This window comes from Rahnella sp. PCH160, assembly GCF_047784855.1.
In the GTDB taxonomy this organism is placed as follows: Bacteria; Pseudomonadota; Gammaproteobacteria; order Enterobacterales; family Enterobacteriaceae; genus Rahnella.
Map to the genome: position 1 here is coordinate 378,894 of NZ_JBLOGT010000002.1, position 20,245 is coordinate 399,138.

General features: G+C 53.8%; 20 protein-coding genes. 11 read left to right on the top strand and 9 right to left on the bottom strand.

The window, feature by feature from the left end:
* Positions 1-13 precede the first annotated feature (13 nt).
* A complete protein-coding gene (locus ACM5QY_RS24645) occupies positions 14-1,009 on the bottom strand; it encodes a LacI family DNA-binding transcriptional regulator (protein ID WP_416123425.1) in 996 nt (331 codons plus the stop codon).
* Positions 1,010-1,220: 211 nt separating this feature from the next.
* Here ACM5QY_RS24645 and ACM5QY_RS24650 point away from each other — a divergent pair, with 211 nt between their 5' ends.
* Positions 1,221-1,874: a DUF421 domain-containing protein gene (locus tag ACM5QY_RS24650; protein ID WP_416123276.1), complete on the top strand. Its 654-nt coding sequence runs from the start codon at positions 1,221-1,223 to the stop codon at positions 1,872-1,874.
* Positions 1,875-2,037: 163 nt separating this feature from the next.
* Here ACM5QY_RS24650 and ACM5QY_RS24655 read toward each other — a convergent pair whose 3' ends face one another.
* Positions 2,038-2,427 carry a hypothetical protein gene (locus ACM5QY_RS24655; RefSeq protein ID WP_416123277.1) on the bottom strand — a complete coding sequence of 130 codons (390 nt, stop codon included), beginning with the start codon at positions 2,425-2,427 and terminating at the stop codon, positions 2,038-2,040.
* 158 nt (positions 2,428-2,585) lie between these two features.
* Between ACM5QY_RS24655 and ACM5QY_RS24660 the strand changes: the two genes are divergently transcribed.
* The 3 genes from ACM5QY_RS24660 (at position 2,586) to ACM5QY_RS24670 (ending at position 5,090) form a co-directional block, all read left to right on the top strand.
* Entirely contained in the window at positions 2,586-2,840 is a 255-nt protein-coding gene (locus ACM5QY_RS24660; protein WP_104925134.1) for a ParD-like family protein, read from the top strand.
* Positions 2,833-3,633 (top strand): type I methionyl aminopeptidase, encoded by an 801-nt coding sequence (gene map / locus ACM5QY_RS24665; RefSeq protein WP_416123278.1) that lies wholly within the window; start codon positions 2,833-2,835, stop codon positions 3,631-3,633. Before ACM5QY_RS24660 ends, map begins: the two co-directional genes overlap by 8 nt.
* Positions 3,634-3,737: 104 nt before the next feature.
* Entirely contained in the window at positions 3,738-5,090 is a 1,353-nt protein-coding gene (locus tag ACM5QY_RS24670) for a glycoside hydrolase family 10-like protein (RefSeq protein ID WP_416123279.1), read from the top strand.
* 77 nt (positions 5,091-5,167) lie between these two features.
* On the opposite strand, the gene ACM5QY_RS24675 is transcribed toward ACM5QY_RS24670, so the two are convergent.
* From ACM5QY_RS24675 to ACM5QY_RS24690, 4 genes are all read right to left on the bottom strand, one after another.
* Positions 5,168-5,713, bottom strand: coding sequence for a PadR family transcriptional regulator (locus tag ACM5QY_RS24675; protein ID WP_416123280.1), 546 nt, complete (start codon positions 5,711-5,713; stop codon positions 5,168-5,170).
* 107 nt (positions 5,714-5,820) lie between these two features.
* A complete protein-coding gene (locus tag ACM5QY_RS24680) occupies positions 5,821-7,551 on the bottom strand; it encodes a tannase/feruloyl esterase family alpha/beta hydrolase (RefSeq protein ID WP_416123281.1) in 1,731 nt (576 codons plus the stop codon).
* A gap of 238 nt (positions 7,552-7,789) precedes the next feature.
* On the bottom strand, positions 7,790-8,602 hold the full coding sequence (locus ACM5QY_RS24685) for a siderophore-interacting protein (protein WP_416123282.1): 813 nt from the start codon (positions 8,600-8,602) through the stop codon (positions 7,790-7,792).
* 174 nt (positions 8,603-8,776) lie between these two features.
* Positions 8,777-9,388, bottom strand: coding sequence for a TetR/AcrR family transcriptional regulator (locus ACM5QY_RS24690; protein WP_416123283.1), 612 nt, complete (start codon positions 9,386-9,388; stop codon positions 8,777-8,779).
* A gap of 372 nt (positions 9,389-9,760) precedes the next feature.
* Between ACM5QY_RS24690 and ACM5QY_RS24695 the strand changes: the two genes are divergently transcribed.
* Both ACM5QY_RS24695 and ACM5QY_RS24700 read left to right on the top strand, forming a co-directional pair.
* Complete coding sequence (locus ACM5QY_RS24695) at positions 9,761-12,181, top strand: TonB-dependent receptor domain-containing protein (RefSeq protein ID WP_416123284.1); 2,421 nt, start codon at positions 9,761-9,763, stop codon at positions 12,179-12,181.
* Positions 12,182-12,378: 197 nt separating this feature from the next.
* Positions 12,379-12,756, top strand: a complete 378-nt coding sequence (locus ACM5QY_RS24700) for a hypothetical protein (protein ID WP_416123285.1) — start codon at positions 12,379-12,381, stop codon at positions 12,754-12,756.
* 67 nt (positions 12,757-12,823) lie between these two features.
* Here the strand turns inward: ACM5QY_RS24700 and ACM5QY_RS24705 are convergent, their stop codons facing one another.
* The 3 genes from ACM5QY_RS24705 to ACM5QY_RS24715 form a co-directional block, all read right to left on the bottom strand.
* Entirely contained in the window at positions 12,824-13,606 is a 783-nt protein-coding gene (locus ACM5QY_RS24705) for an ABC transporter ATP-binding protein (RefSeq protein WP_416123286.1), read from the bottom strand.
* Positions 13,603-14,655 (bottom strand): FecCD family ABC transporter permease, encoded by a 1,053-nt coding sequence (locus ACM5QY_RS24710; protein WP_416123287.1) that lies wholly within the window; start codon positions 14,653-14,655, stop codon positions 13,603-13,605. Before ACM5QY_RS24710 ends, ACM5QY_RS24705 begins: the two co-directional genes overlap by 4 nt.
* A 72-nt stretch (positions 14,656-14,727) precedes the next feature.
* Complete coding sequence (locus ACM5QY_RS24715; RefSeq protein WP_416123288.1) at positions 14,728-15,846, bottom strand: ABC transporter substrate-binding protein; 1,119 nt, start codon at positions 15,844-15,846, stop codon at positions 14,728-14,730.
* A gap of 259 nt (positions 15,847-16,105) precedes the next feature.
* On the opposite strand from ACM5QY_RS24715, the gene ACM5QY_RS24720 reads away from it, so the two are divergent.
* Genes ACM5QY_RS24720 through ACM5QY_RS24740 form a run of 5 tightly spaced genes read left to right on the top strand, consistent with a single transcriptional unit; the run spans position 16,106 to position 20,197 of the window.
* On the top strand, positions 16,106-16,768 hold the full coding sequence (locus ACM5QY_RS24720) for a DUF3313 domain-containing protein (RefSeq protein WP_416123289.1): 663 nt from the start codon (positions 16,106-16,108) through the stop codon (positions 16,766-16,768).
* A gap of 25 nt (positions 16,769-16,793) precedes the next feature.
* Entirely contained in the window at positions 16,794-17,411 is a 618-nt protein-coding gene (locus ACM5QY_RS24725; protein ID WP_416123290.1) for a paraquat-inducible protein A, read from the top strand.
* Entirely contained in the window at positions 17,408-18,028 is a 621-nt protein-coding gene (locus ACM5QY_RS24730) for a paraquat-inducible protein A (RefSeq protein WP_416123291.1), read from the top strand. Before ACM5QY_RS24725 ends, ACM5QY_RS24730 begins: the two co-directional genes overlap by 4 nt.
* Complete coding sequence (locus tag ACM5QY_RS24735) at positions 18,021-19,616, top strand: PqiB family protein (RefSeq protein ID WP_416123292.1); 1,596 nt, start codon at positions 18,021-18,023, stop codon at positions 19,614-19,616. Before ACM5QY_RS24730 ends, ACM5QY_RS24735 begins: the two co-directional genes overlap by 8 nt.
* Complete coding sequence (locus ACM5QY_RS24740) at positions 19,613-20,197, top strand: PqiC family protein (RefSeq protein WP_416123293.1); 585 nt, start codon at positions 19,613-19,615, stop codon at positions 20,195-20,197. The genes ACM5QY_RS24735 and ACM5QY_RS24740 overlap by 4 nt, the downstream gene beginning before the upstream one ends.
* Positions 20,198-20,245 lie beyond the last annotated feature (48 nt).

The following is a 20,245-nucleotide window of genomic DNA, read 5'->3' on the forward strand; positions in this document are numbered from 1 at the left end:
TAAAGAAAACACGTTATAAAGACGCGCGCTCCAGTACAGGGGAAACGATTTTTATCAGCCCCTGGTTGGAGCGCCGTTCGATAAGATGCAACACCGCCTCACGGCCAATCTCACGGTGAGGCAGTTGAACGGTGGTCAGCGGCGGGATAAATAAATCGCCGATACCGACCATGTTGTCGTACCCCAGCACGGCAACCTGCTGCGGGATCTTAATCCCTTTCGCCAGTAACACCTGATAAGCCAGAAAAGCAATGCGGTCATTGCCACAAATCAGCACATCAAAGTCGGGTTTAGCCTCGGGGGTAAATCTTTCCAGTATCTGCACAACGTCACGATAATGCTCATCGCCGGGTTCCATATGAAACTGGCGAAGTTGTCCCGCAGGCATTCCGGCTTCGCGCCAGGCCTGTTCGGCGCCAGCGCGGCGGCGGATCCCGGCGGGAATCGATCCGGGCAAATAAAAGCACAACGGGTGCCGGTATCCCTTACGCAAAAGCAATTTCATGGCCTGATACTGCCCGCCGAAATCGTCAGGAATGTAACCCGGAAGTGCATGTTCAGGGCAGATACAATTGGCCAGCACAAGATTTTTATCGATGAGGCGCGACGGGATTTTCACCTCGCGCAGCCCCATAGTAGTGAAAATGATGCCGTCCGGGCGTTGAGAAAGAAGCTGGCTGACAGCGCGTTCGCAGTCAGCTTCTGAAGTAATGCTGACGAGAAAACTGCTCCAGCCAAATTCGCGGGCGGTGAGTTCAATGGACAAAAGCAGTTCGACGGAGAATGGCGTGGTTGCGGTGTCCAGCGCCAGCACGCCAAGAGTGGAGACTTTGCTGCTTTTCCCGCGCATTTTTCGTGCTGAAAAATCGGGCACATAGTTAAGTGCATCGATCGCTTCCCGCACCCGTGCCAGCGTTTCCGGTTTGAGTCTCTGTGGCTCGTTAATGGCGCGCGACACCGTCATCAGCGAAACTGAGGCCAATTGGGCCACTTCTTTCAGCGAAGCCATAATTCTCCAGCTCATGATATTTTTATGTGCTGATCCTACACAAAAACAGACCGTTTGCGCACGCAAAAATACGTCCTAATGAGAGGTAACAACATATTTGACTGAAAGCGCGGCAAGATATTGTTGGGATATCAATCAAAACCTGTGAGCCACTGAATACCTGAATTGAATATGCTACATTATTGAATTATAAATGGGGGAACGGAACCGGATGGAATATTATCTTTTAGTCTTGGCAAAATTCGTACTGGGTTTTTTGATCGTCATTTCACACCTGAATTTCTCGGGGAAAACACAACTCTCTCAGATGACGCCCGTCGATTTTATCGGCAACTTTGTCCTGGGTGGAATTATCGGTGGCGTCATCTACAACGACGTGATCCCGCTGTACCAGTATATTATTGTGCTCATTATCGGCGTTATGCTGATCTCACTGCTAAACGCAGTCAGCAAAAGATTTTTTATCTTTCGGTCATTCGCCATTGGTAACCCCATCCCTATTATTAAGGATGGGAAATTTATTATGGAAAACATACTAAAAAGAAAAAACAAGATTGATATCCTGAACGTCGCCTCCCAGTTACATGCCCAGGGGATCCATTCTTTCCAGAACCTGAAATATGCACAAATCGAACCGGGCGGTCAGATTACCGCGGTCTGCGACGGCGCGGATATGCCGTCGGTAATACTGATTAAAGATGGCAGAATCAGGTACTCGGAACTGGACGCCATTCAGAAAGATGAAGATTGGTTGAATGAAAAAGTGGCTTCACTGGGCGTAACTCAGATCAGTGAAATCTTCCTCGCCGAATTCTGGCACGGAGAAATGACGCTGGTGATGTCCGACGGTAAAGTGTGCCGGTAGTGCTGATTTAATAGTCACTTCGCGATAGCGTATTCACCCCCGGTGATCAAAATCAGTAACAATCCGGCAAGTACCGTTCTGAAATAAAAAACCTCCGCTTTTTAACGGAGGTTTTTTTATGAGCGCCCGTCAGTCATGAATAATAACTTAATCCAAATACACCTTATTTCGTGGTGCTGGATGCCAGGCGAACCTGGATATCGTTATCGAGGTTATTCACCCAATGGTTGTAGCTGCGGTGGATTTCGCCTTTCTCTGCCAGCAGGTTGGAGCTGCCGACATAATTAATGGTGTAACCGGTCGTGCTGTAGATAATACGAATATCGGCTTTGTGCTCACGGTTGTTCAGATGACCGTTAATTACACCCGGCGCGCCATCGGTCATTATCCAGCCGCGTTTTTGCCCGGCGTCGATAATAGCGGCTCTGACCTGAGTTTCTGAATTATGCGTGGTCAGTGTGGTATGCGGCGTTAATACCGGCTCGGTACGCGCGCAGCCAGAAAGCGCCATGACACAGACAAGGCCAATAAGTAACTTGCTTGTAGATTTCATGTGAACCTTTTTGATGTGATTTATACGATAAAGAATTGAAAGCGTTCACAATATACGTCAACGGTGAAAAGGTGTCATGGGCAGCATGGCTTGAATCGCGGCTTTTTTCCGGATAGTATATAAAACATATACGTTTCGTATACTACCGAGGCAAGCTTATGGGCATCATCAAGATTTCAGAACTGATGCATGAAAACTTACGCATCGCCAGTCTGGCTTATACGCGTTCGATCAATGCGCAGGCCGAACACTGGATGAAAATTGGCATGTTAATGGAAACCCATCCGGACATGACCCACAGCGAAATTTCCCGGCTGCTGGTGCGTTGCAGCATGGAATCCGATGAGAACACCGACAGTTTTCGTACGCTGTTAAACGTGGGCGGCACACACAGGAAGGCAAGTAATGAATAATGGTTTAGACAGCGCGTATTTTGTTAACAACAACCGGATGATCAAAACGCCGGAAGGTATCAGCAAAGCCCGCATCGCAGGCAAACTGGCCGCCCGGGTTTTGCATATGATCACGCCTTACGTTGTGCCCGGCGTTACCACCAATGAACTCGACCGCATCTGCCACGATTTTATCGTCAATGAATTGCAGGCGATCCCGGCCAATATCGGTTATCACGGCTACGAAAAAACCACCTGTACCTCCGTTAATCATGTGATTTGTCACGGTATTCCGTCCGACAAAGCGCTGAAAAAAGGCGATATCGTCAACATCGACGTCGCGCTGATCAAAGACGGCTGGTACGGCGACACCAGTCGTATGTATTACGCCGGTGAACCTGGCATTCTCGCCCGCCGCCTGACGGACACGACCTATGAAGCGATGATGGCCGGGATTGCAGTCGTCCGCCCCGGCGCAACGCTGGGTGACGTGGGTTACGCCATTGCCGCCGTCGCGAAACGCGAAGGGTTTTCCATCGTGGAAGAATACTGCGGTCACGGCATCGGTATGGGATATCACGAAGACCCACAGGTGCTGCATTATGGCGAGCAGAATCGCGGTCTGGTTTTGCAGGAAGGCATGTTATTCACCATCGAGCCGATGCTGAATGCCGGTAAAAAGCAGAACAAAGTGCTGCCCGACGGCTGGACGGTGGTCACTAAAGATCACTCGTTATCCGCGCAGTGGGAACACATGGTGGCGGTGACCAAAGACGGCTATGAAATTTTGACGCCGTGGCCTGAGCACGATTAGACGGTATTTTTACCGCATCGGGATCATGCCAGATGCGATGATAAACGCCTGACAGGTTGACTTTAATTCGAATACTACGAGAATGTTTTTATTCGAAAAACGACATGAAAGTCCCGGAGTTTATCATCGCTTCTTCCCGTATTTTGACCTCGGCAACGCCGGCTAAAAAGTCAGGCGTTCTTATTGCCATGGCGTTGCTACTGGCGAGCTGTTCATCCACACCGCCAAAATCGCTGGTCACGCCACTAACTCCGGTCGCGAAACAACCTCTGGTGCCAAAAGGCGAACAAAATAAAGCGCCGGTGCGGGGTGTCTGGCTGGCGACCGTTTCCCGTCTCGACTGGCCGCCGGTGTCTTCGGTGAATGTCAGCAGCCCCGCCCTGCGGATCAGTCAGCAGAAAAAATCCCTGACCGACAAACTGGATAACTTGAAATCGCTGGGCATCAATACCGTATTCTTCCAGGTTAAGCCGGACGGCACCGCGCTATGGCAATCCAAAATCTTACCGTGGTCCGATATGCTGACCGGCACGATTGGCGAGAATCCGGGTTACGATCCGCTGGCATTTATGCTCGATGAAGCGCACAAGCGCGGCATGAAAGTTCACGCGTGGTTCAACCCGTACCGCGTGTCGGTGAATACCAAACCTTCAACCATTGCCGAACTTAATCGCACATTGTCACTCAGCCCGGCAAGCGTTTATGTTTTACACCGCGACTGGATCCGTACCGCAGGCGACCGTCTGGTGCTTGACCCCGGTATTCCCGAAGCCCGCGACTGGATCACCAGCATCGTGGCCGAAGTCGTTGCGCATTATCCGGTCGATGGCGTGCAGTTTGACGACTATTTCTATGCAGAAACGCCGGGCTCCGCGCTCGACGACAACATGACTTTCAGAAAATACGGTCAGGGGTTCAGCTCCAAAGCAGACTGGCGTCGTCACAATACCCAGCAGCTGATCGAACAGGTTTCCCGCACCGTGCGCCAGTTGAAACCGGGCGTTGAATTTGGCGTGAGCCCGGCAGGTGTCTGGCGGAATCTGTCGTTTGATCCCGCCGGTTCAGATACCCGCGGCGCGGCGGCGTACGACGAAGCCTATGCCGATACCCGCCTCTGGGTGAAACAAGGTCTGCTCGATTACATTGCGCCGCAGCTTTACTGGCCGTTTTCCCGCAAGGCGGCACGTTATGACGTGCTGGCGAAATGGTGGGCGGACGTTGTGAAGCCGAATAACACGCGTCTGTATATCGGCATTGCGCTGTATAAAGTGGGCGAACCGTCGAAGAATGAGCCGGAATGGACCACCAACGGCGGCGTGCCGGAGCTGAAAAAACAGCTCGACATGAACGAATCGTTACCGGGCATCAGCGGCACCATTCTGTTCAGGGAAAACTACCTCAACCAGTCGCAAACGCAGGACGCCGTGCGTTACCTGAGAAGTCGCTGGGGTCATTAAGACCAAGCGGCTATCACCAAAAAGCCCCCTGCATGACGCCGGGGGCTGTTTATTTTCAACTCTGACGGCACTCAATTCTAGCTGCGTTCAATTTCTTTGGTTGCGCGATCTAACGCATCGGTAATTTTATATAGCGTTTCCTGTTCGATGGGCCCCTTCGCCAGCCGCAAATTCAGCGCCGAGCGGATGTTATTAATCGCCCTTTGCATCTCAGGAATACTGCGGTTATTGGACAGGATCGCCAGCGAATGCAGCCGCTCAATTACCGTCGTGAGTAATTCGTCTTGCTTATTGAGCAGCTCAACACCTTCAGCGGTGATCGTATATTGCTTCTTCCCGCCTTCTTCCTGATTCGCCACAACAAATCCCTGATCTTCCAGAAAAGTCAGATTCGGATAAATAATACTCGCGCTCGGGGTGTATTCCCCTTTGGATAACTCTTCGATGGCTTTGATCAGTTCATAACCGTGGGCGGAACGTTGTTGCAGAAAATGCAGCATCAATAAACGGATATCACCGGTTTCGAACATTCTTTCGCGACGGTGTTTTTTCGCAGCGATACAGTTTGCTTTGTTGCCGGACCCGGCGGGAGGACGGTCGTTGCCCAGAGGATTATTTTTCATCAGAACCAGGTTTAATATTGCGTAAAGATATCCCCTAAAGATAACGGGTTAAGCCCCCGATCACAATCTCCCCTTCACGTTCGAAGGGGAGCGCTTTTGCGATGGTATTAATTCATGAAAGTAAAAGGCTTATAGAAATCTTCGCCCAGCCAGTGATAGGCCGCAGGCTGCGTCGCCAGCGCTTTTCGCACATAGCTGGCAGCAGAATTAACATCGCCTTTACCGCTGTATACCGCGTAATCCGGATACGGGAAAACCGGGCGTGAAGCGGCATCTGCCGGAATTTTCTCCAGACGGATTTCAGTCTCTGGTTTTTTACCGCGTTCCGGCAGAGGTTGCCCGAACGACGTTTTCTGCTCTTTCGCCGCCTGATATGTGGTGATGTTGTCCGGCGCAGCGCCTTTTTCCACCCAGTTCATCATTGGCGTCAGGAAATCCACCAGACTCGGGCCTTCACCGCCGGAACAGTGATGCACGCCGGGCAGCAGATACAGACGCTCAAACTGATCGCGGCTGGCTGCACCCATGACGTTACCGACGGCCTGATGATAAGCCACGGAATTGAGTGGTGAAATATGTTGATCCGCCCACCCGTGCCAGATAATCAGCTTACCGCCGGCGGCTTTAAACGCCGTCAGATCAGGATTGGTAGCGTCATAAAGCGGATGCATTTTGCGCAGTTCGTCAAATGCCGCTTCGGTGAATTTCACGTCTTTTAACGTAAAGTTCTCTGGCGGGTTTTTTTCGTAATTCATGTATTTAAGCGATGACAGTGCAATCATCTGACTGAAAATCGGATCGCTGGTTTTTTCCGGCACAAAGACGCCTTCCCACGCCAGTTCTGACCCCGGCATCGGCCCGCCGACAATCAGTTTTTTACCGGTTTTCGGATCCACCGGCCCGGCATACAACCGGTTCAGCGCCGTCAGCTCTGCGGTGGATAAACACGTTTCCTGCGGTGTGGTCGGGTTGGTTTTACACGCCAGAACCGAGGTGTCGAAATGACAACTTTGCGGGTCGGCAATCAGGCCATCGGCCTGACCATCCGGCGCGTCGCATTGTTTGAGCACGGCGTTGTGGATCAGCGGCAAACGCGCGGCCAGCAGCACCGGTTTGCCGTCAGGGCCGGTATTGGAAAGCGCCTGCCAGGCGTGATAAACCGCATTTTGCGACTGGAAATTCATCGCGGCAGCACCGGCAATAATCCCGTCGAAGTCATGCGGGAAACGCTGCGCTTCCATCAGGGCTTCACGCCCGCCGTCCGAGCAGCCGTTGAAATAGGAATACGCAGGCGCGCGGCCATAAAACGCCGTGATCAGCTTTTTCGACACTTCCGCCGTCAGATGCTGGCTGCGGTAGGCGAAATCCACGCGTTTCTGAGGATCTTTGCCAAAATCGCCTTCCTTCATGGAATGGCCCATGTCGGTGGCGGCCAGTACAAAACCGTTGGTATTTAAGGGCGTACAACCGGCTGCCGCGCCGATTTGCAGCTGAATATTTCCGCAAAGGCCGCCGCAGCCGATTTGCATATAACGTTGCTGCCACGAAGAAACCGGCAGGATCACCTGAAAACCTATCGCCGGATGCAGATGACCATCGACTTCACAGGCCGGTGCGCCGTTCACGGTGATTTCTTTGGCGGTAGTGATCCGGCTGCCTTCGCCGCCGATGTCCGTCAGCGAAACGTCGGCAAGTTTTGCGCAGGACATCACCGGTTTGACAACCTCCCTTGCAGGCGCTGCGGGATCAGCGGCGGCGCTGAAGGACGAATATCCGGCTAACAGCAGAGGTAACAGACAAAGCGCCCGCCAGCGCCCTTTCAGGCTTTTTAATTTCATAACCATTCCTTTGAATAAAGATTCAGAATTTGTCATAAGAATTATAATGATGGCAGAAATAATAAATAATGGCGTTCAGGGCGGCTGCCGTAATGATTTGCGCGGCAGTTGCAACAAAGTATTAATTAGTGGCGACAGAGATAAAAAACCGCAGATAACAGAGAAAATTGCGTTCTGTTTTCTGCGGGATGATTATTCCGTCACGCTTTATAGGGTATATCAGTACCGGCGCAGAAAATTATTTCGCGTGCCAGTACGCCACGCAGCGGACAAAGTTTGCGTCCAGCCCACAGGTTTGCGTGAAATAATCATTCAGGCCTTTCACGAATTTTCCTTCACCGGTGGCCCAGACGTAATAATCATTTTCCGGCAGCATCAGACTTTTCAGTTTCTGCACAACCGCATCGTCTTCGCGATAGCCGTTATGCTCATCGCTGACGATCCACTCGACGTTGAAATCTTTTTCTTCATCCAGATAACTGATGCAGCTCACGTCTTTCACTTTCACCAGCACAGTGATTTTGGATTCTGACGTGGCCTGTTTCAGTTCTGTCAGACGACGCTTCACCGCCGGAAGGCCGGTCTCATCGCAAAGATACAGCTGCCACCGGTATGTTGTCGGGATAATCAGGGAACCGCGCGGCCCGCCAATAATAAGTTTATCGCCCGGTTTGGCATTGTCGGCCCATTCGCTGGCTACGCCGCCGTCGTGGATATAAAAATCCAGTGTCAGTTCGTTGGTTTGCGCGTCGAAATGCAGCGGCGTGTATTCACGGTTCACCGGACGCGGGCCATCACCCCAGACAATGCCCTCTTCCGTGGCCACAGGGGGCGCAATCACGTCGCCCGGACTGGCCGGGAAGAACAGTTTGATGTGGTCATCAAAGCCACCTGATTTAAAACCTTTCAGTTCATCGCCGTTCAATACAATGCGTTTAAAACAGCCGGAAACCGTTTCAACGCTTTTTACCGTGATTTGGCGGAAAACCAGTTCGTTCTTAACGCGCACCGGCAGGTTGGCGGCGGAAGATTCAGTGCGTTTGTGTTCCATATTCTTCTCTCAGTGTTCCGAAATTAACCGTCACGGATCCCGGAAAGGACGTGAATGATTCTCAATTCAGTGAAAGATATATCTTAGTAATATTTTATGCAACGACTTCAAAAAAAACCGGCCCTCGTGAAAAAGGCAGGTTGTCGGTTTTCGCAGCAGAACATTCTGTGTGGATTAACGCACTGCGCCGCGCAAAAACATGTCGACGGCGCTGCTTACCATCTGACGGATTTCCGCGATTTCCAGCGGCGCGGGGTTTCGCTGGTAAAGACGCGTGTTGGTTTGCGCGGTCACCAGTGCCAGAAATTGTACGGCGCGCAGATGAGCATCGGCCTGCACCAGTTGCCCTTTTTCCATCGCACTGGCCAGGAATTTTGCCAGGATATCGACGCTTTCCCGTGGCCCTGCATCATAAAACAACGTGCCGATTTCGGAATGACCAGACTCGGCGAGCACCATGCGGTACACCGCCAGCGCCGAGGCGTCATTGGTGAGCACCAGTAACATTCTCTCACCAAAACGGGTGAGGATTGTCTCGAGACCGGCATCCGCCCACGTTTGGGTCAGGTCGCTGACGGCGTCGGAAAGATGGCCCGTGGCATACGCTTTCACCACCGCCACCAGCAAAGCTTCTTTCGACGGGAAATAGCTGTAGAGCGTGGCTTTGGAGCCGCCCAGACGCCGGGCGAGTTCATTCATTGACGCGCGTTCGTAGCCGGTTTCCTGAAACAATTGCGCAGCGGCATCGATAATCGCCTCCCTGCGGGCTTCGGTGCGAACTTTCATCTTCTCTCCTGACGTTGCTTTGCAGCCCTGGTCAAAACCACGGCGACGAAACTGTACGGTACAGTTCCCTGATGACCCACTCTAACGACGGGTTTGCGGGTTGTAAAGCGCCCCCCGTAGCCCATTTTCCAGAGCAAATTGCAAAGATTTCGTTAAGAAGCACATTTTTATTTACCATTTTATTGATAACAATTATCAATATCATTATCATTCGCACAAAGCTGAAATGGGTAGGATGGTAAATAAACCCATATTTTATAAGGACAACGGCTTTTTCACGGAAGATCAAAGCAGATGACATGCGCGTCTGAATTTGTCGAAAGGCAGTAAATGCGAGCAGAACTTTAAAAATTAGTGCAGGACTAAAAACAAATGTTCAAATCCTTTACACAGCAGGGTTTGGTGAAAAACGTCATCTTCATGGGGACGATTCTCACTACCACTTTTAACGTAAACGCAGCGGAAGCCGTTAAAGACAATACCGATCTGACACAGAACACAGCGCAGTCTTCAGAAGCCATCAAAAAGAAACCGGTGGTGCGCAGTGCTAAAGATCTGGCACAGAACAATGAAGAAGTGATGACCGTCACCGGCGTCGCTCCGGATAAAACGCCGGGCTCAAAAACAACCATCACTGCGGCAGATATGCAAAAACGCGGCGGTAATGATTTCGGTACCATCATGCGTTATGAGCCACTGATCACCGCAACCGGTTCAAGTGGCGGCTCCGGCAACGGCAAAAGTGGTTTTGACCGTAACGGTTATACCGGCTACAACATCCGTGGTCTGGAAAGCAACCGCGTCGGGATCGACGTAGACGGCATTCCGCAGCCAAACGCCACCGGCCGCAGCTATGCAAGCCGTGCAGGTCTGGGCACATCCGGTATCGGCCGCGATTATATCGACCCGTACATGTACGGTCAGGTGGATATCGAATCCGGTGCCACCTCAGCCGACCGGGCGAATACCTCCATCGGCGGTGCCGTTTCCTTCCTGCCGAAAACGGCAGACGACTATCTGCGTCCGGGCAAAGAAACCTATTTCGGTTACCAGTCTGATTATGATTCTTCAGACCGTTCATGGCACAACGGCATCACTGCCGCGGCCGGTGACGAAACCCTGCGCGGCGTCGTGGCCTTCAGCCGTCGTGACGGGCAGGAAACCAGCAATAACAGCGGTACGCACGATGCTTACCCGGCGAACTGGCACTCCAACGCCATCATGACGTCCGGTATCTGGCAGCCGAACGATGAGCACAAATTTACCGGGACGCTCGATTACTACGAGAAAATCAACCACACCCATTACGATGCGTGGAACAGCGCAGGCAGCTCAATTCTGGGGACCGCACAGCAGCAAAGTAACACCCGCCGCTGGGGCGCAAGCCTGAAAGACGAATGGACGCCGTTCAACGATTACGTCGATGCCATCGTCACGAAAGTCTATTACCAGTACACCCAGGCGCACGACAATACCTACATGCCGAACGCCAGCAAGCAGATGATGAACGTCTATTCCAACTATGACGTGAACACCTACGGTGCGGAAACCAGCTGGCTGAAAACGCTGGGCCGTTATGAGCTGAGTGCCGGTATTAACGGTCGTATCTCTAACACCGAACGCCCGTTCCGCGAAAGCCCGGATCAAAGCGTTTACACCACCATCATGCAGCCTGAAGCCAACAGCCGTTCTTATGTTCTCGGCGGCTTCCTGCAAGACACCATAAAGTTTGACCTCGACGGCCATAACTTCTCCATCGTGCCTGCGGTGCGTGTGGCGTACCAGAATACGAAAGCAACAGACCTGTCAGCGCTGTCGAACAGCACCGTGTCTGAAAGCCAGGTTTCGACTCTGTACGGTAAAGCCAACGCCGATACACAGGTTCTGCCATCACTGGCGTTCACGTATGACATCACGCCTAAGCTGATGACTTACCTGCAATACCGTCGTGGCGCGCAGTTCCCGGATGCCAGCCAGCTTTACGGTTCCTGGAACCTCGGTTCTTCTTATGCCGGTTCGCAGCAGTATGCGCTGATTGGTAACACCAATCTGAAAACCGAAACCAGCAACAACTTCGAATGGGGCATGAAAGGCGAAGCCACTGAAGGCGTGACCTTCAAGACTTCCGTGTTTTACAACACGTATAAAAACTTCATCGCCAACACCCGTTACACCCGTGCAGGAAGCCCGGGAATGTTCACCAACGTCCCTTCCAATATTTATACGATTTATCAGGCAGAAAACCGCGATGAAGCGTTTATCTACGGTGGCGATCTGAGTACCAAAATTAACTACGGTACATGGTTTAGCAGTGTAAACGGTCTGAGCACCACCTTCGCACTGGGCTACGCCAAGGGTGAATCTAAATCCAGCTACGAGGGCGATAAATACGTCGACATCGACAGCGTGCCACCAATGAAATTTGTGGCCGGGGTGGCCTGGGATGACCCGTCAGGCATCTACGGAACGGCGCTGACCGCGACCTTCGTGAAAGGTAAAAAAGCCGAAGCGACCAACCGCCAGAGCTACACCAACGCCGGTACGGCGATCACGGATTCCACCACCGAATACATGAACGTTCCGGGCTACGGAATGGTTGATGCAACGGCCTACTGGAAAGTCGCGAAGAACGTGAAACTCAGCGGTGGCGTTTACAACATCACCGACCGTAAATACTGGGATTACCTGAGCAGCCGTACCCTGACTGAAACCACCAATCAGGATGCCTACAACAAAGCGCTGGCCGTCATGCCGGGCCGCAGCTTCCAGCTGGGCGTGAATGTCGATTTCTAAGCGATAATTCATCACCTGAAAGACCTGAGCGTCATGTGAAAACATGGCGCTTTTTTTATGCAGGTTCACCCGATAACACCGGTGGCCCATGAAATAAGGCGACGACGCCACGGCCATCTGGCAGATATTTTCGCCGAATTTCTGGTGTTAGTTTTTTATTTCCATCAACGCCATCCGTTAGCGAAAGGAAATAAAAAATGCCAATTACCCGTATACAAGGGGCTGCAATCCCACATATTTATCTTCCGAATAATGCTCAGAAACAATCTGCCTATAATGTCATTGCTCAGCTTCAGTATGCCGATCTCTGGCGGGCACCGGGGCAGCTCAGAACCAACGGTGTCATGCGTGTCGATATGCAGGGACATATTCCGGGTGCGGTTACGCAATATAATATTCAGGTTCAGGTAAACGGAATTAACGGACAAAGCACCGTCGCACACGTCATTGTTTCGGGTTCACTGCAAACCGGTAATGCGCAGAATCAGCAGGGTGCGCTGAACGCCGTCATCGCAGGTCTTAATCAAAGTATCGACACCGGCTGCACGTTTACGGTAGCGGGTTCGGTTCCGTAAACGCTTTTTAAAATGCTTCCGAGGCCTCTGCGGATTTTCGCAGAGGCTTTTTTATGCCGGAACGCCTTCAGATTCCGCTCACGGGTTGGATCACCGGATTCCCGGCACGGTCGGCGAGCACTTCCACTTTCACGCCGTAAGTCTTTTCAATCAGATTTTCCGTGACAACGTCACGCGGATGACCGGCTGCCTGAATTTTTCCGTGTGCCACCACCAGTAAATTATCTGCGTACTGACACGCCAGATTGAGATCGTGCAACACAATCACCGTCACCCAATTGCGCGCGCGCGTTTCCCGGCGCACCAGATCCAGCAACGAAATCTGGTGTTTCAGATCTAACGCGCTGACCGGTTCATCCAGCAGCATGGCTTTGGGCTCACGCATCATGACCTGCGCGAACAGCACCATTTGCCGCTGGCCGCCGCTCAACGATGCAATATCACGCCCCGCCAGATGTGCAATTCCCGCCTGTTCCAGCCGCGCCATCGCCGCGCCCAGCGTTTCATCATCAATGTGCAGCGAAAGCTTACCGAGCCGCCCGAGCACCACCACTTCCAGCACCGTCAGCGCGATATCGGCGGCGGTATCCTGCGGAAGATAAGCAAACGTATCGCGCCAGCCGTGCAGGAATTTCCCCCGCGCTTTCCCCGGCAATAAAGTCTGCCCGGCAAACTGGATCTGCCCCTGTGCCAGCGCCAGTTCGCCAAACATCGCATTCAGCAGCGTGGTCTTTCCGGTCCCGTTCGGGCCGATGATCACGTGAATTTTTCCGGCCTCAAGCAACGCACTGACCCCGGCAATAATGCTGCGCCCCTGCCGGTCAACGCCGACATTTTCCAGCAGGATCATAATGTTCTCCTGCGCGGTGCGAAAATCAGCCAGAGCAGGAACGGCACGCCAACAATCGCGGTCACAATCCCGACCGGGAACAAAGCGCCGGGTACGATGGATTTCGATAGCACCGACGCCGCCGACAACATCAGCGCGCCCGCCAGTACGGACATTGGCATCGCGAAACGCTGATCTTCGCCCACCACCATGCGGGCAATGTGCGGCGCAACCAGCCCGATGAACCCGATGACGCCGACAAAACTGGTGGCCGTCGCGGTCATCACCGCCACAATGATCAGGATTTTCATGCGCAACCTTCGCACGTTAACGCCGAGGCTCAGCGCGCGCATTTCGCCCATACGCAACGCCGCCAGTTTCCACGAATCCGCCATCAGCATCAGGCAACAGATCAACGTGGTCACCGCCGTCAGCGCCAGCGTCGGCCAGGTGGCTTTGGTCAGACTGCCAAACAGCCAGAATAAAATTTGCTGAGAAAGTTCAGGCGAGGACAAAAACTGGATCAGCGAAAGCAGCGACTGGAACAGAAACAGCAGCGCAATCCCGCCCAGAATAATGGTTTCCGTCCTGACCGTTCGCATCGAGGCCAGCATGAACAGAAACAACGCCGCAATCATCGAAAAGAGAAACGCGCCGATCGGCACAGAAATCATGGGATTGAGCCCGAAACCGCCAAATGCCAGGCTCAGCGCCGCGCCAAATCCGGCCGCTGCCGCCATCCCTAAGGTATACGGGCTTGCCATCGGGTTGTTGAGCAGCGTTTGCATCTGTGCGCCACCTGCGCCCAGCGCGGCACCGACGACCAGCGCCATCAGCGCCATCGGTAAACGGAATTCGCGCACGATAGCATCGGTCATGGCGGCGCGTTCGCCGATCCCGGTCAGCGAACGGATCACCTCGGACGGCGATAACATCGACGGGCCGGTCGCGATATCAAATACCAGGCTGACGGCGGTGATCAGCAGAAACAGAAACACGTAGCGCCAGCGCTTACGTTCCCGCGCACGATGCGCGGTAATCGCCTCGCGGCGGTCAGCAGAAATGGTCATAAAAATTCCCTGTCAGAAAACGAAAGAAGCGCTGCTCATGGGCAGCGCTTCGGATTGAAGTCAGTCGTGAGATCAGTCTTTCAGGCCGACCACGAACGTGCCTTCCGGCGTCACTGGCAGGTATTTTTTGTAGAAGTTGAGATAATTCGCCTGCGGATCCAGATCTTTAAACTGCTCCGGGTACAGCTGTTTTGCCATGTACTGCACCATCGCGAAATCTGAAATCGTGCGCGACGCGCCCTGATACACACCAAATAACTGCCCGTTCTGAATCGCCGGTAATTCGCGCCAGCCGCGACGGTTTTCGAAGCCTTTCAGCTTCGTGCGCGCTTCAGTTTTACTGATACCAACGCCCATCGGTAAAGCCGCCGGGTTTTTGTTGTTTTCACGCCCGGAGATAAAAATAGCGTCCGGCTGTGAAGCCAGAACCTGCTCAGGATTGATCGGCCCCCACCACTCCACAAACGGCGCAGCAATATTGTCGCCACCGGCAGCGGTCGCCATCGCGCCCCACATGTTCTTGCCGTAGGTGAAGGAGTATTCTTCCGGCCCTTTGTTGCCAAATTCCACGTACACTTTCGGCTTAGGTTTGCCGGACGCGGCAATGCGGTCAGCCACATCTTTCAGCGACGACGAGTATAAATCCGCCATTTCTTTCGCGCGCGCTTCCTGTCCGGTCAGCGTGCCTAACACGCGGGTAGACGCGACGTGGCGCTCCACGGTCTGGGCGTTGTAATCAATCACCACCACCGGAATGCCTTGTTTTTCAATACGCTGCACATCCCCGCCCAGCGCCTTAAACTGCCAGTCGGCGAGCACCACCAGATCCGGATTCAGGCTCAGCACTTTCTCGACGGAGAAGCTTTGTGCCTCGACTTCCCCGACGTCCGGGATATTTTTCAGCGACGGGCGGTGCGCAACGTGCATATTCCAGTTAGCCGGCACCCAGCCTTCCCATGCCTCGCGTGAGATGCCCACAACATGGTCATAGGCTTTTTCGCCGCCAACCGACATGTAATCTTCAAAGTAAAAACCCACCACCACACGTTTCGCAGGCAGATCGACTTTCACTTCGCGACCAATCACGTCGGTCAGGGTTTTGATTTCAGCAACAGCTGAGGTGCTGGCAGCCAGCGTGGCAAAAGATAACGCGCCGACGAGCAGGCGCAGTTTACAAGAATGAGTCGTCATGAATTTCAGTTTCCCCGAGCAAGTAGAACAATTTAAATGAAAATGATTATCAATTATGTTTGACGCTTTTATTTACACAATTAAACATTTTCTTTCAAGTGTTTTTACACCTCCCGGCAAAACAACGGCTCATAACTGAACCCACCTGTACATTTTCTTGACATAGGAATTTTATTACTCCATAAATGTACCGTACTGTACGGTTTGATGAAAAAGCAAACCGACATCCCGCTGCATTTTTCAAAAGAAGGTAAGACGTATGTCTGCGTTAACAAACGGCTATTCGCTGGCAGCTTTGATTTCTTTAGGTTTATTAACGGGGTGCGCGAGTACCCAGCCTGTGCCCTACACCGGGGTCACCTCTTCTTCCCAGATGAAACCTGATACGCAGGATGAATCCGGGCATATCGCGTTCAGCTACAACACGCAGGTTGACTGGAATAAATATTCCCGCGCCATTGTGGATCCGGTGGTGATTTATCAGGGATCGGATGCCCAGTTCGATGACGTTTCTCCTGAACAAAAACAACAACTGGCGGCGCATATGCAGCAGGTCTTCGGCAAAAGCGTGGCGGAACGGTTCCCGCTGACCAACGCCATCACGCCGGGCACCTTGCGCATTCGTCTGACGTTGACCGGCGCGGAAACCAGCACGCCGTTTGTCGGAACGTTCACCCGTTTTGACCTGATGGGCGGCCCGTACAACATCGTGCAGTCCATCCGCGGCAAACAAGGATCGTTTACCGGTTCGGTGAGTTATGCGGTGGAAATCTACGATGCACCGACCAATCAGCTGCTCAAATCCTATATCTCCCGCCAGTACCCGAATTCACTGAATATCGGGGCGACTTTTGGCGCACTGAGTGCGGCAGAAACCGGGCTGGAGAAAGGCGCGGATCAGTTGCAGGAACAGCTGAAATAACCGGCTGAATCAGAAAGGGCTCGTGATGAAAATCTATCCGCAGCAAATCATCTGCAAACACTGCGACAGCCTGTATACCCGACAATCCGTGCGGCCCGGTGAGGCCGCGCACTGCCCGCGCTGCCGGGCGGTGTTGTATCGGGGAAGCTGGCTGAGTCTGGAACAATGGTTTGCGCTCACGCTCACGGCGGCGCTGTTTTTTATCATCGCCAATGTTTTTCCGGTGCTGGAAATCGGCTTCCACGGTCAGTCGCAGGCGGCTACGTTATGGCAAACCGCCATGGCGCTGGCGCACAGTTATGCGTCGCCGCTGGCTATTCCGGTGGCGCTGCTGATTATCGTCTGCCCGTGCCTGCAAATCCTGCTGCTCGGCTGGGTGTTATTTCACGCGTGCAGGAAAAAAGCTGCGCCCGGCTTTGCCGCCGCCATGCGCTTACTCGCCGGGCTGGCGCCGTGGAGCATGGCGGAGGTCGCGCTGCTGAGCATTCTGATTGCCGCCATCAAGCTCTCCGGGCTGGTGCAAATCACTACCGGCCCCGGCACCTGGGCGTTACTCGGATTATGTCTGCTGCTACCGGTGATTAATCATCAGGATTTCCAGCCGCTGTGGATCCTCAAAAATCTCAGAGGCCAGCGCGAATGATGCCCGTTCAGGCTTTGCCGCAGGGGCTCATCCGTTGCCACGTTTGCGGGCTGGTCTGCGAACAGGTTTCCGGCGTGCATCGTCTGCCGTGTCCGCGCTGCCATGCGGCGCTGCATCCGCGCCAGCCGGACAGCCGCAGTCAGTCCTGGGCTTTCCTGCTCACCGCCCTGCTGCTGTATTTACCCGCCAATTTACTGCCGGTGATGTACAGCTCGTTTGCCGGTCGCGGCAGCGAAAACACCATTCTGGGCGGCATCGCGGAATTCTGGGCGTCCGGCTCTTACGGCGTCGCGACTGTAATTTTCATCGCCAGTGTGGTGGTGCCTTGCACTAAATTCCTGATCCTCGGCGGACTGCTGCTTGTCGCCGGAAAAGGCGAAGCGAAAAACCGTGTTCGCCGCGCACGCCTGTACCGCCTGACGGAATATATCGGTTACTGGTCGATGCTCGACGTCATGGTTGTGGCACTGGTCGCCGCGCTCGTGCAGTTCCCCGGTTTCAGCACTGCCGAACCGCGCATCGGCATTGTCTTTTTTGGCGCAGTGGTGATGTTTACCCTGCTGGCCGCCATGAAGTTCGACCCGCGTTTGATTTGGGAAAATAACCAGAATGACTGAACACATTTCACCCCCCCCTGAGATCACCCCGCGCCGCTGGCGTCCGTCGCTGGTCTGGGTGGTGCCTGTCGCCGCCGCAGTGATCGGGCTGTTTCTGTTTTTCCAGCTGTGGGCATCCGCCGGGCCGGAGATTTCAATTACCTTCCAGACCGCCAGCGGCTTACAGGCCGGAAAAACCGAAGTGAAATACAAAGACGTCACCATCGGATTAGTGAAATCCATCATCCTCAGCCCGGACAGCCAGCGCGTGCTGGTGACCGTATCGCTGATGAAAAACGCCGAAAGTCTGGCGAAAGCCGATACCCGCTTTTGGGTAGTCCGCCCCCGCGTCGGAATGGGCGGCATTTCAGGTATTGATACCCTGCTTTCCGGCGCATACATCAGCCTCGATACCGGCAAATCGGACAAAACCGGCTCTGTCTTTCAGGGGCTGGAGACACCACCGGCCATCATCAACGGCATGCCCGGCAGGCAATTTGAAGTGGTTGCGGACGATCTCGGTTCGCTGGATATCGGTTCCGCCGTGTATTACCGCCGCGTGCCCGTGGGCCGTGTGTCATCTTACGCGCTGCGCCCTGACGGCAAAGGCGTCAGTTTGAACGTGTTTATCGATGCACCCTATGATCGTTTCGTCACGCCCGCCACCCGCTTCTGGAATGCCAGCGGGCTGGATTTATCCCTCGATTCCGAAGGATTGCAGTTGAAAACGCAGACCATGGCGTCGGTGATTGCCGGGGGCATTGCCTTCGCCAACCCGCCAGATGCGACAGCCGTCACCCCGTCGCCGGATCTCAGTATCTTTACCCTGGCCGACGATCAGGCCTCTGCGATGGCACCGCAGGACGGCACGCCGCAAATTCTTCAACTGCGTTTCCAGCAATCGTTACGCGGAATGAAAACCGGCGCGCCGGTGGAATTTTCCAGCGTGAAACTCGGCAAAGTGACCGCTATCGAGCTGGATTACGAGCCTGCCGGTTCACGGTTTATCTCGGTGGTGACGATAGAGGTTTACCCGAACCGGTTAGGCCAGGTGCTGGAAAAACTGCCAAAACCGGAAAAAGACGCCCAGAAACAGGCCGCCGTTTTCTTGCGAGATATGGTGCAACACGGCCTTCGCGCGCAGGCGCGCACCGGAAATTTACTGACCGGCCAACTGTATATTTCGCTTGATTTCATCCCCAACGCCGCACCGGTTCCTTACGATATCAACGCCAGACCACTGCGCATTCCGACGCTGAATGGCGGGTTTGACCATTTACAGGAACAGCTGGCAACGCTCATCGGCAAGGTGTCGAAAATGCCCACTGAGTCGATTGGCAATAATCTCAACGCCACGCTGGGCAATCTTAACCAGACGCTGATTCAGGTGAACAGACAGGTTCTGCCACAAACCACGCAGACACTCAGCACAATGAACCAGACCCTGACCCGCGCTCAATCCCTGCTGGCGGAAGATTCGCCGCTGCTGCAAACGCTGGCTGAATTCCAGCGCACGTTATATTCCCTGCGCACCCTGACCGGCCTTTTAACGCGTCAGCCACAGGCACCGCTTACCGGCAGAGCGGATGACAAAAAGGAACAGCCATGAAACTTGCCCGAACCGCCAGCGCGGCATTTGCCCTGCTGGTCTTAACCGGCTGCGCGTCTTCCGCACCGCACTATTACACGCTGACCACCGCCGCCGACGGTTCCACATCAACGACGGCCCGCCCCGCGCCTTTTGTGCTCCGGGTGAAACCGGTAACCGTTGCGGAACGGCTCAATCAGCCGCAACTGGTGGTGCATCAGCGCAACGGCGAACTGCTGATTTCGGATAACGCACTCTGGGCTGCGCCGCTGCCCGAGGAGATCCGCGCGGCGCTGACCGCCCGGCTTGAACATTCGCTGAATACCACGGACACCAGCGGGCTGACACCACCGGCAGACAAACCGGTTATTGGCGTCCGCGTGGCAGTCGGGCAGTTCGACGTCTGGCAAGGCGAGAAAGCGACGATAGCCGCCACCTGGCAGCTGGATTTCAGTAAAGAAAGCGGGCAGATCACCTGTCAGACGCAACATCAGCGCGCGGTACAGGGCGGCACTCAGGAGCGCGTGATTATTCAGCAGAAACTGGTGCAGGACGTGGCCGACGACATCGCCGTTTCGGTTCTCCGGCACCGTTGCGGCTGACTTTTTCGCAATGCTTACAGTGTAAAAACGGCCTGTGTCACATTATTG

Excerpts from the sequence above, each read along its gene's own strand:
- ACM5QY_RS24690 (WP_416123283.1), bottom strand. The coding sequence starts at position 9,388 with ATGAAAGTTCGCACCGAAGCCCGCAGGGAGGCGATTATCGATGCCGCT.
- ACM5QY_RS24730 (WP_416123291.1), top strand. The coding sequence starts at position 17,408 with ATGATGCCCGTTCAGGCTTTGCCGCAGGGGCTCATCCGTTGCCACGTT.
- ACM5QY_RS24645 (WP_416123425.1), bottom strand. The coding sequence starts at position 1,009 with ATGGCTTCGCTGAAAGAAGTGGCCCAATTGGCCTCAGTTTCGCTGATG.
- ACM5QY_RS24705 (WP_416123286.1), bottom strand. The coding sequence starts at position 13,606 with ATGATCCTGCTGGAAAATGTCGGCGTTGACCGGCAGGGGCGCAGCATT.
- ACM5QY_RS24650 (WP_416123276.1), top strand. The coding sequence starts at position 1,221 with ATGGAATATTATCTTTTAGTCTTGGCAAAATTCGTACTGGGTTTTTTG.
- ACM5QY_RS24735 (WP_416123292.1), top strand. The coding sequence starts at position 18,021 with ATGACTGAACACATTTCACCCCCCCCTGAGATCACCCCGCGCCGCTGG.
- map (WP_416123278.1), top strand. The coding sequence starts at position 2,833 with ATGAATAATGGTTTAGACAGCGCGTATTTTGTTAACAACAACCGGATG.
- ACM5QY_RS24685 (WP_416123282.1), bottom strand. The coding sequence starts at position 8,602 with ATGGAACACAAACGCACTGAATCTTCCGCCGCCAACCTGCCGGTGCGC.
- ACM5QY_RS24715 (WP_416123288.1), bottom strand. The coding sequence starts at position 15,846 with ATGACGACTCATTCTTGTAAACTGCGCCTGCTCGTCGGCGCGTTATCT.
- ACM5QY_RS24710 (WP_416123287.1), bottom strand. The coding sequence starts at position 14,655 with ATGACCATTTCTGCTGACCGCCGCGAGGCGATTACCGCGCATCGTGCG.
- ACM5QY_RS24695 (WP_416123284.1), top strand. The coding sequence starts at position 9,761 with ATGTTCAAATCCTTTACACAGCAGGGTTTGGTGAAAAACGTCATCTTC.
- ACM5QY_RS24720 (WP_416123289.1), top strand. The coding sequence starts at position 16,106 with ATGTCTGCGTTAACAAACGGCTATTCGCTGGCAGCTTTGATTTCTTTA.
- ACM5QY_RS24660 (WP_104925134.1), top strand. The coding sequence starts at position 2,586 with ATGGGCATCATCAAGATTTCAGAACTGATGCATGAAAACTTACGCATC.
- ACM5QY_RS24700 (WP_416123285.1), top strand. The coding sequence starts at position 12,379 with ATGCCAATTACCCGTATACAAGGGGCTGCAATCCCACATATTTATCTT.
- ACM5QY_RS24655 (WP_416123277.1), bottom strand. The coding sequence starts at position 2,427 with ATGAAATCTACAAGCAAGTTACTTATTGGCCTTGTCTGTGTCATGGCG.
- ACM5QY_RS24740 (WP_416123293.1), top strand. The coding sequence starts at position 19,613 with ATGAAACTTGCCCGAACCGCCAGCGCGGCATTTGCCCTGCTGGTCTTA.
- ACM5QY_RS24680 (WP_416123281.1), bottom strand. The coding sequence starts at position 7,551 with ATGAAATTAAAAAGCCTGAAAGGGCGCTGGCGGGCGCTTTGTCTGTTA.
- ACM5QY_RS24725 (WP_416123290.1), top strand. The coding sequence starts at position 16,794 with ATGAAAATCTATCCGCAGCAAATCATCTGCAAACACTGCGACAGCCTG.
- ACM5QY_RS24670 (WP_416123279.1), top strand. The coding sequence starts at position 3,738 with ATGAAAGTCCCGGAGTTTATCATCGCTTCTTCCCGTATTTTGACCTCG.
- ACM5QY_RS24675 (WP_416123280.1), bottom strand. The coding sequence starts at position 5,713 with ATGAAAAATAATCCTCTGGGCAACGACCGTCCTCCCGCCGGGTCCGGC.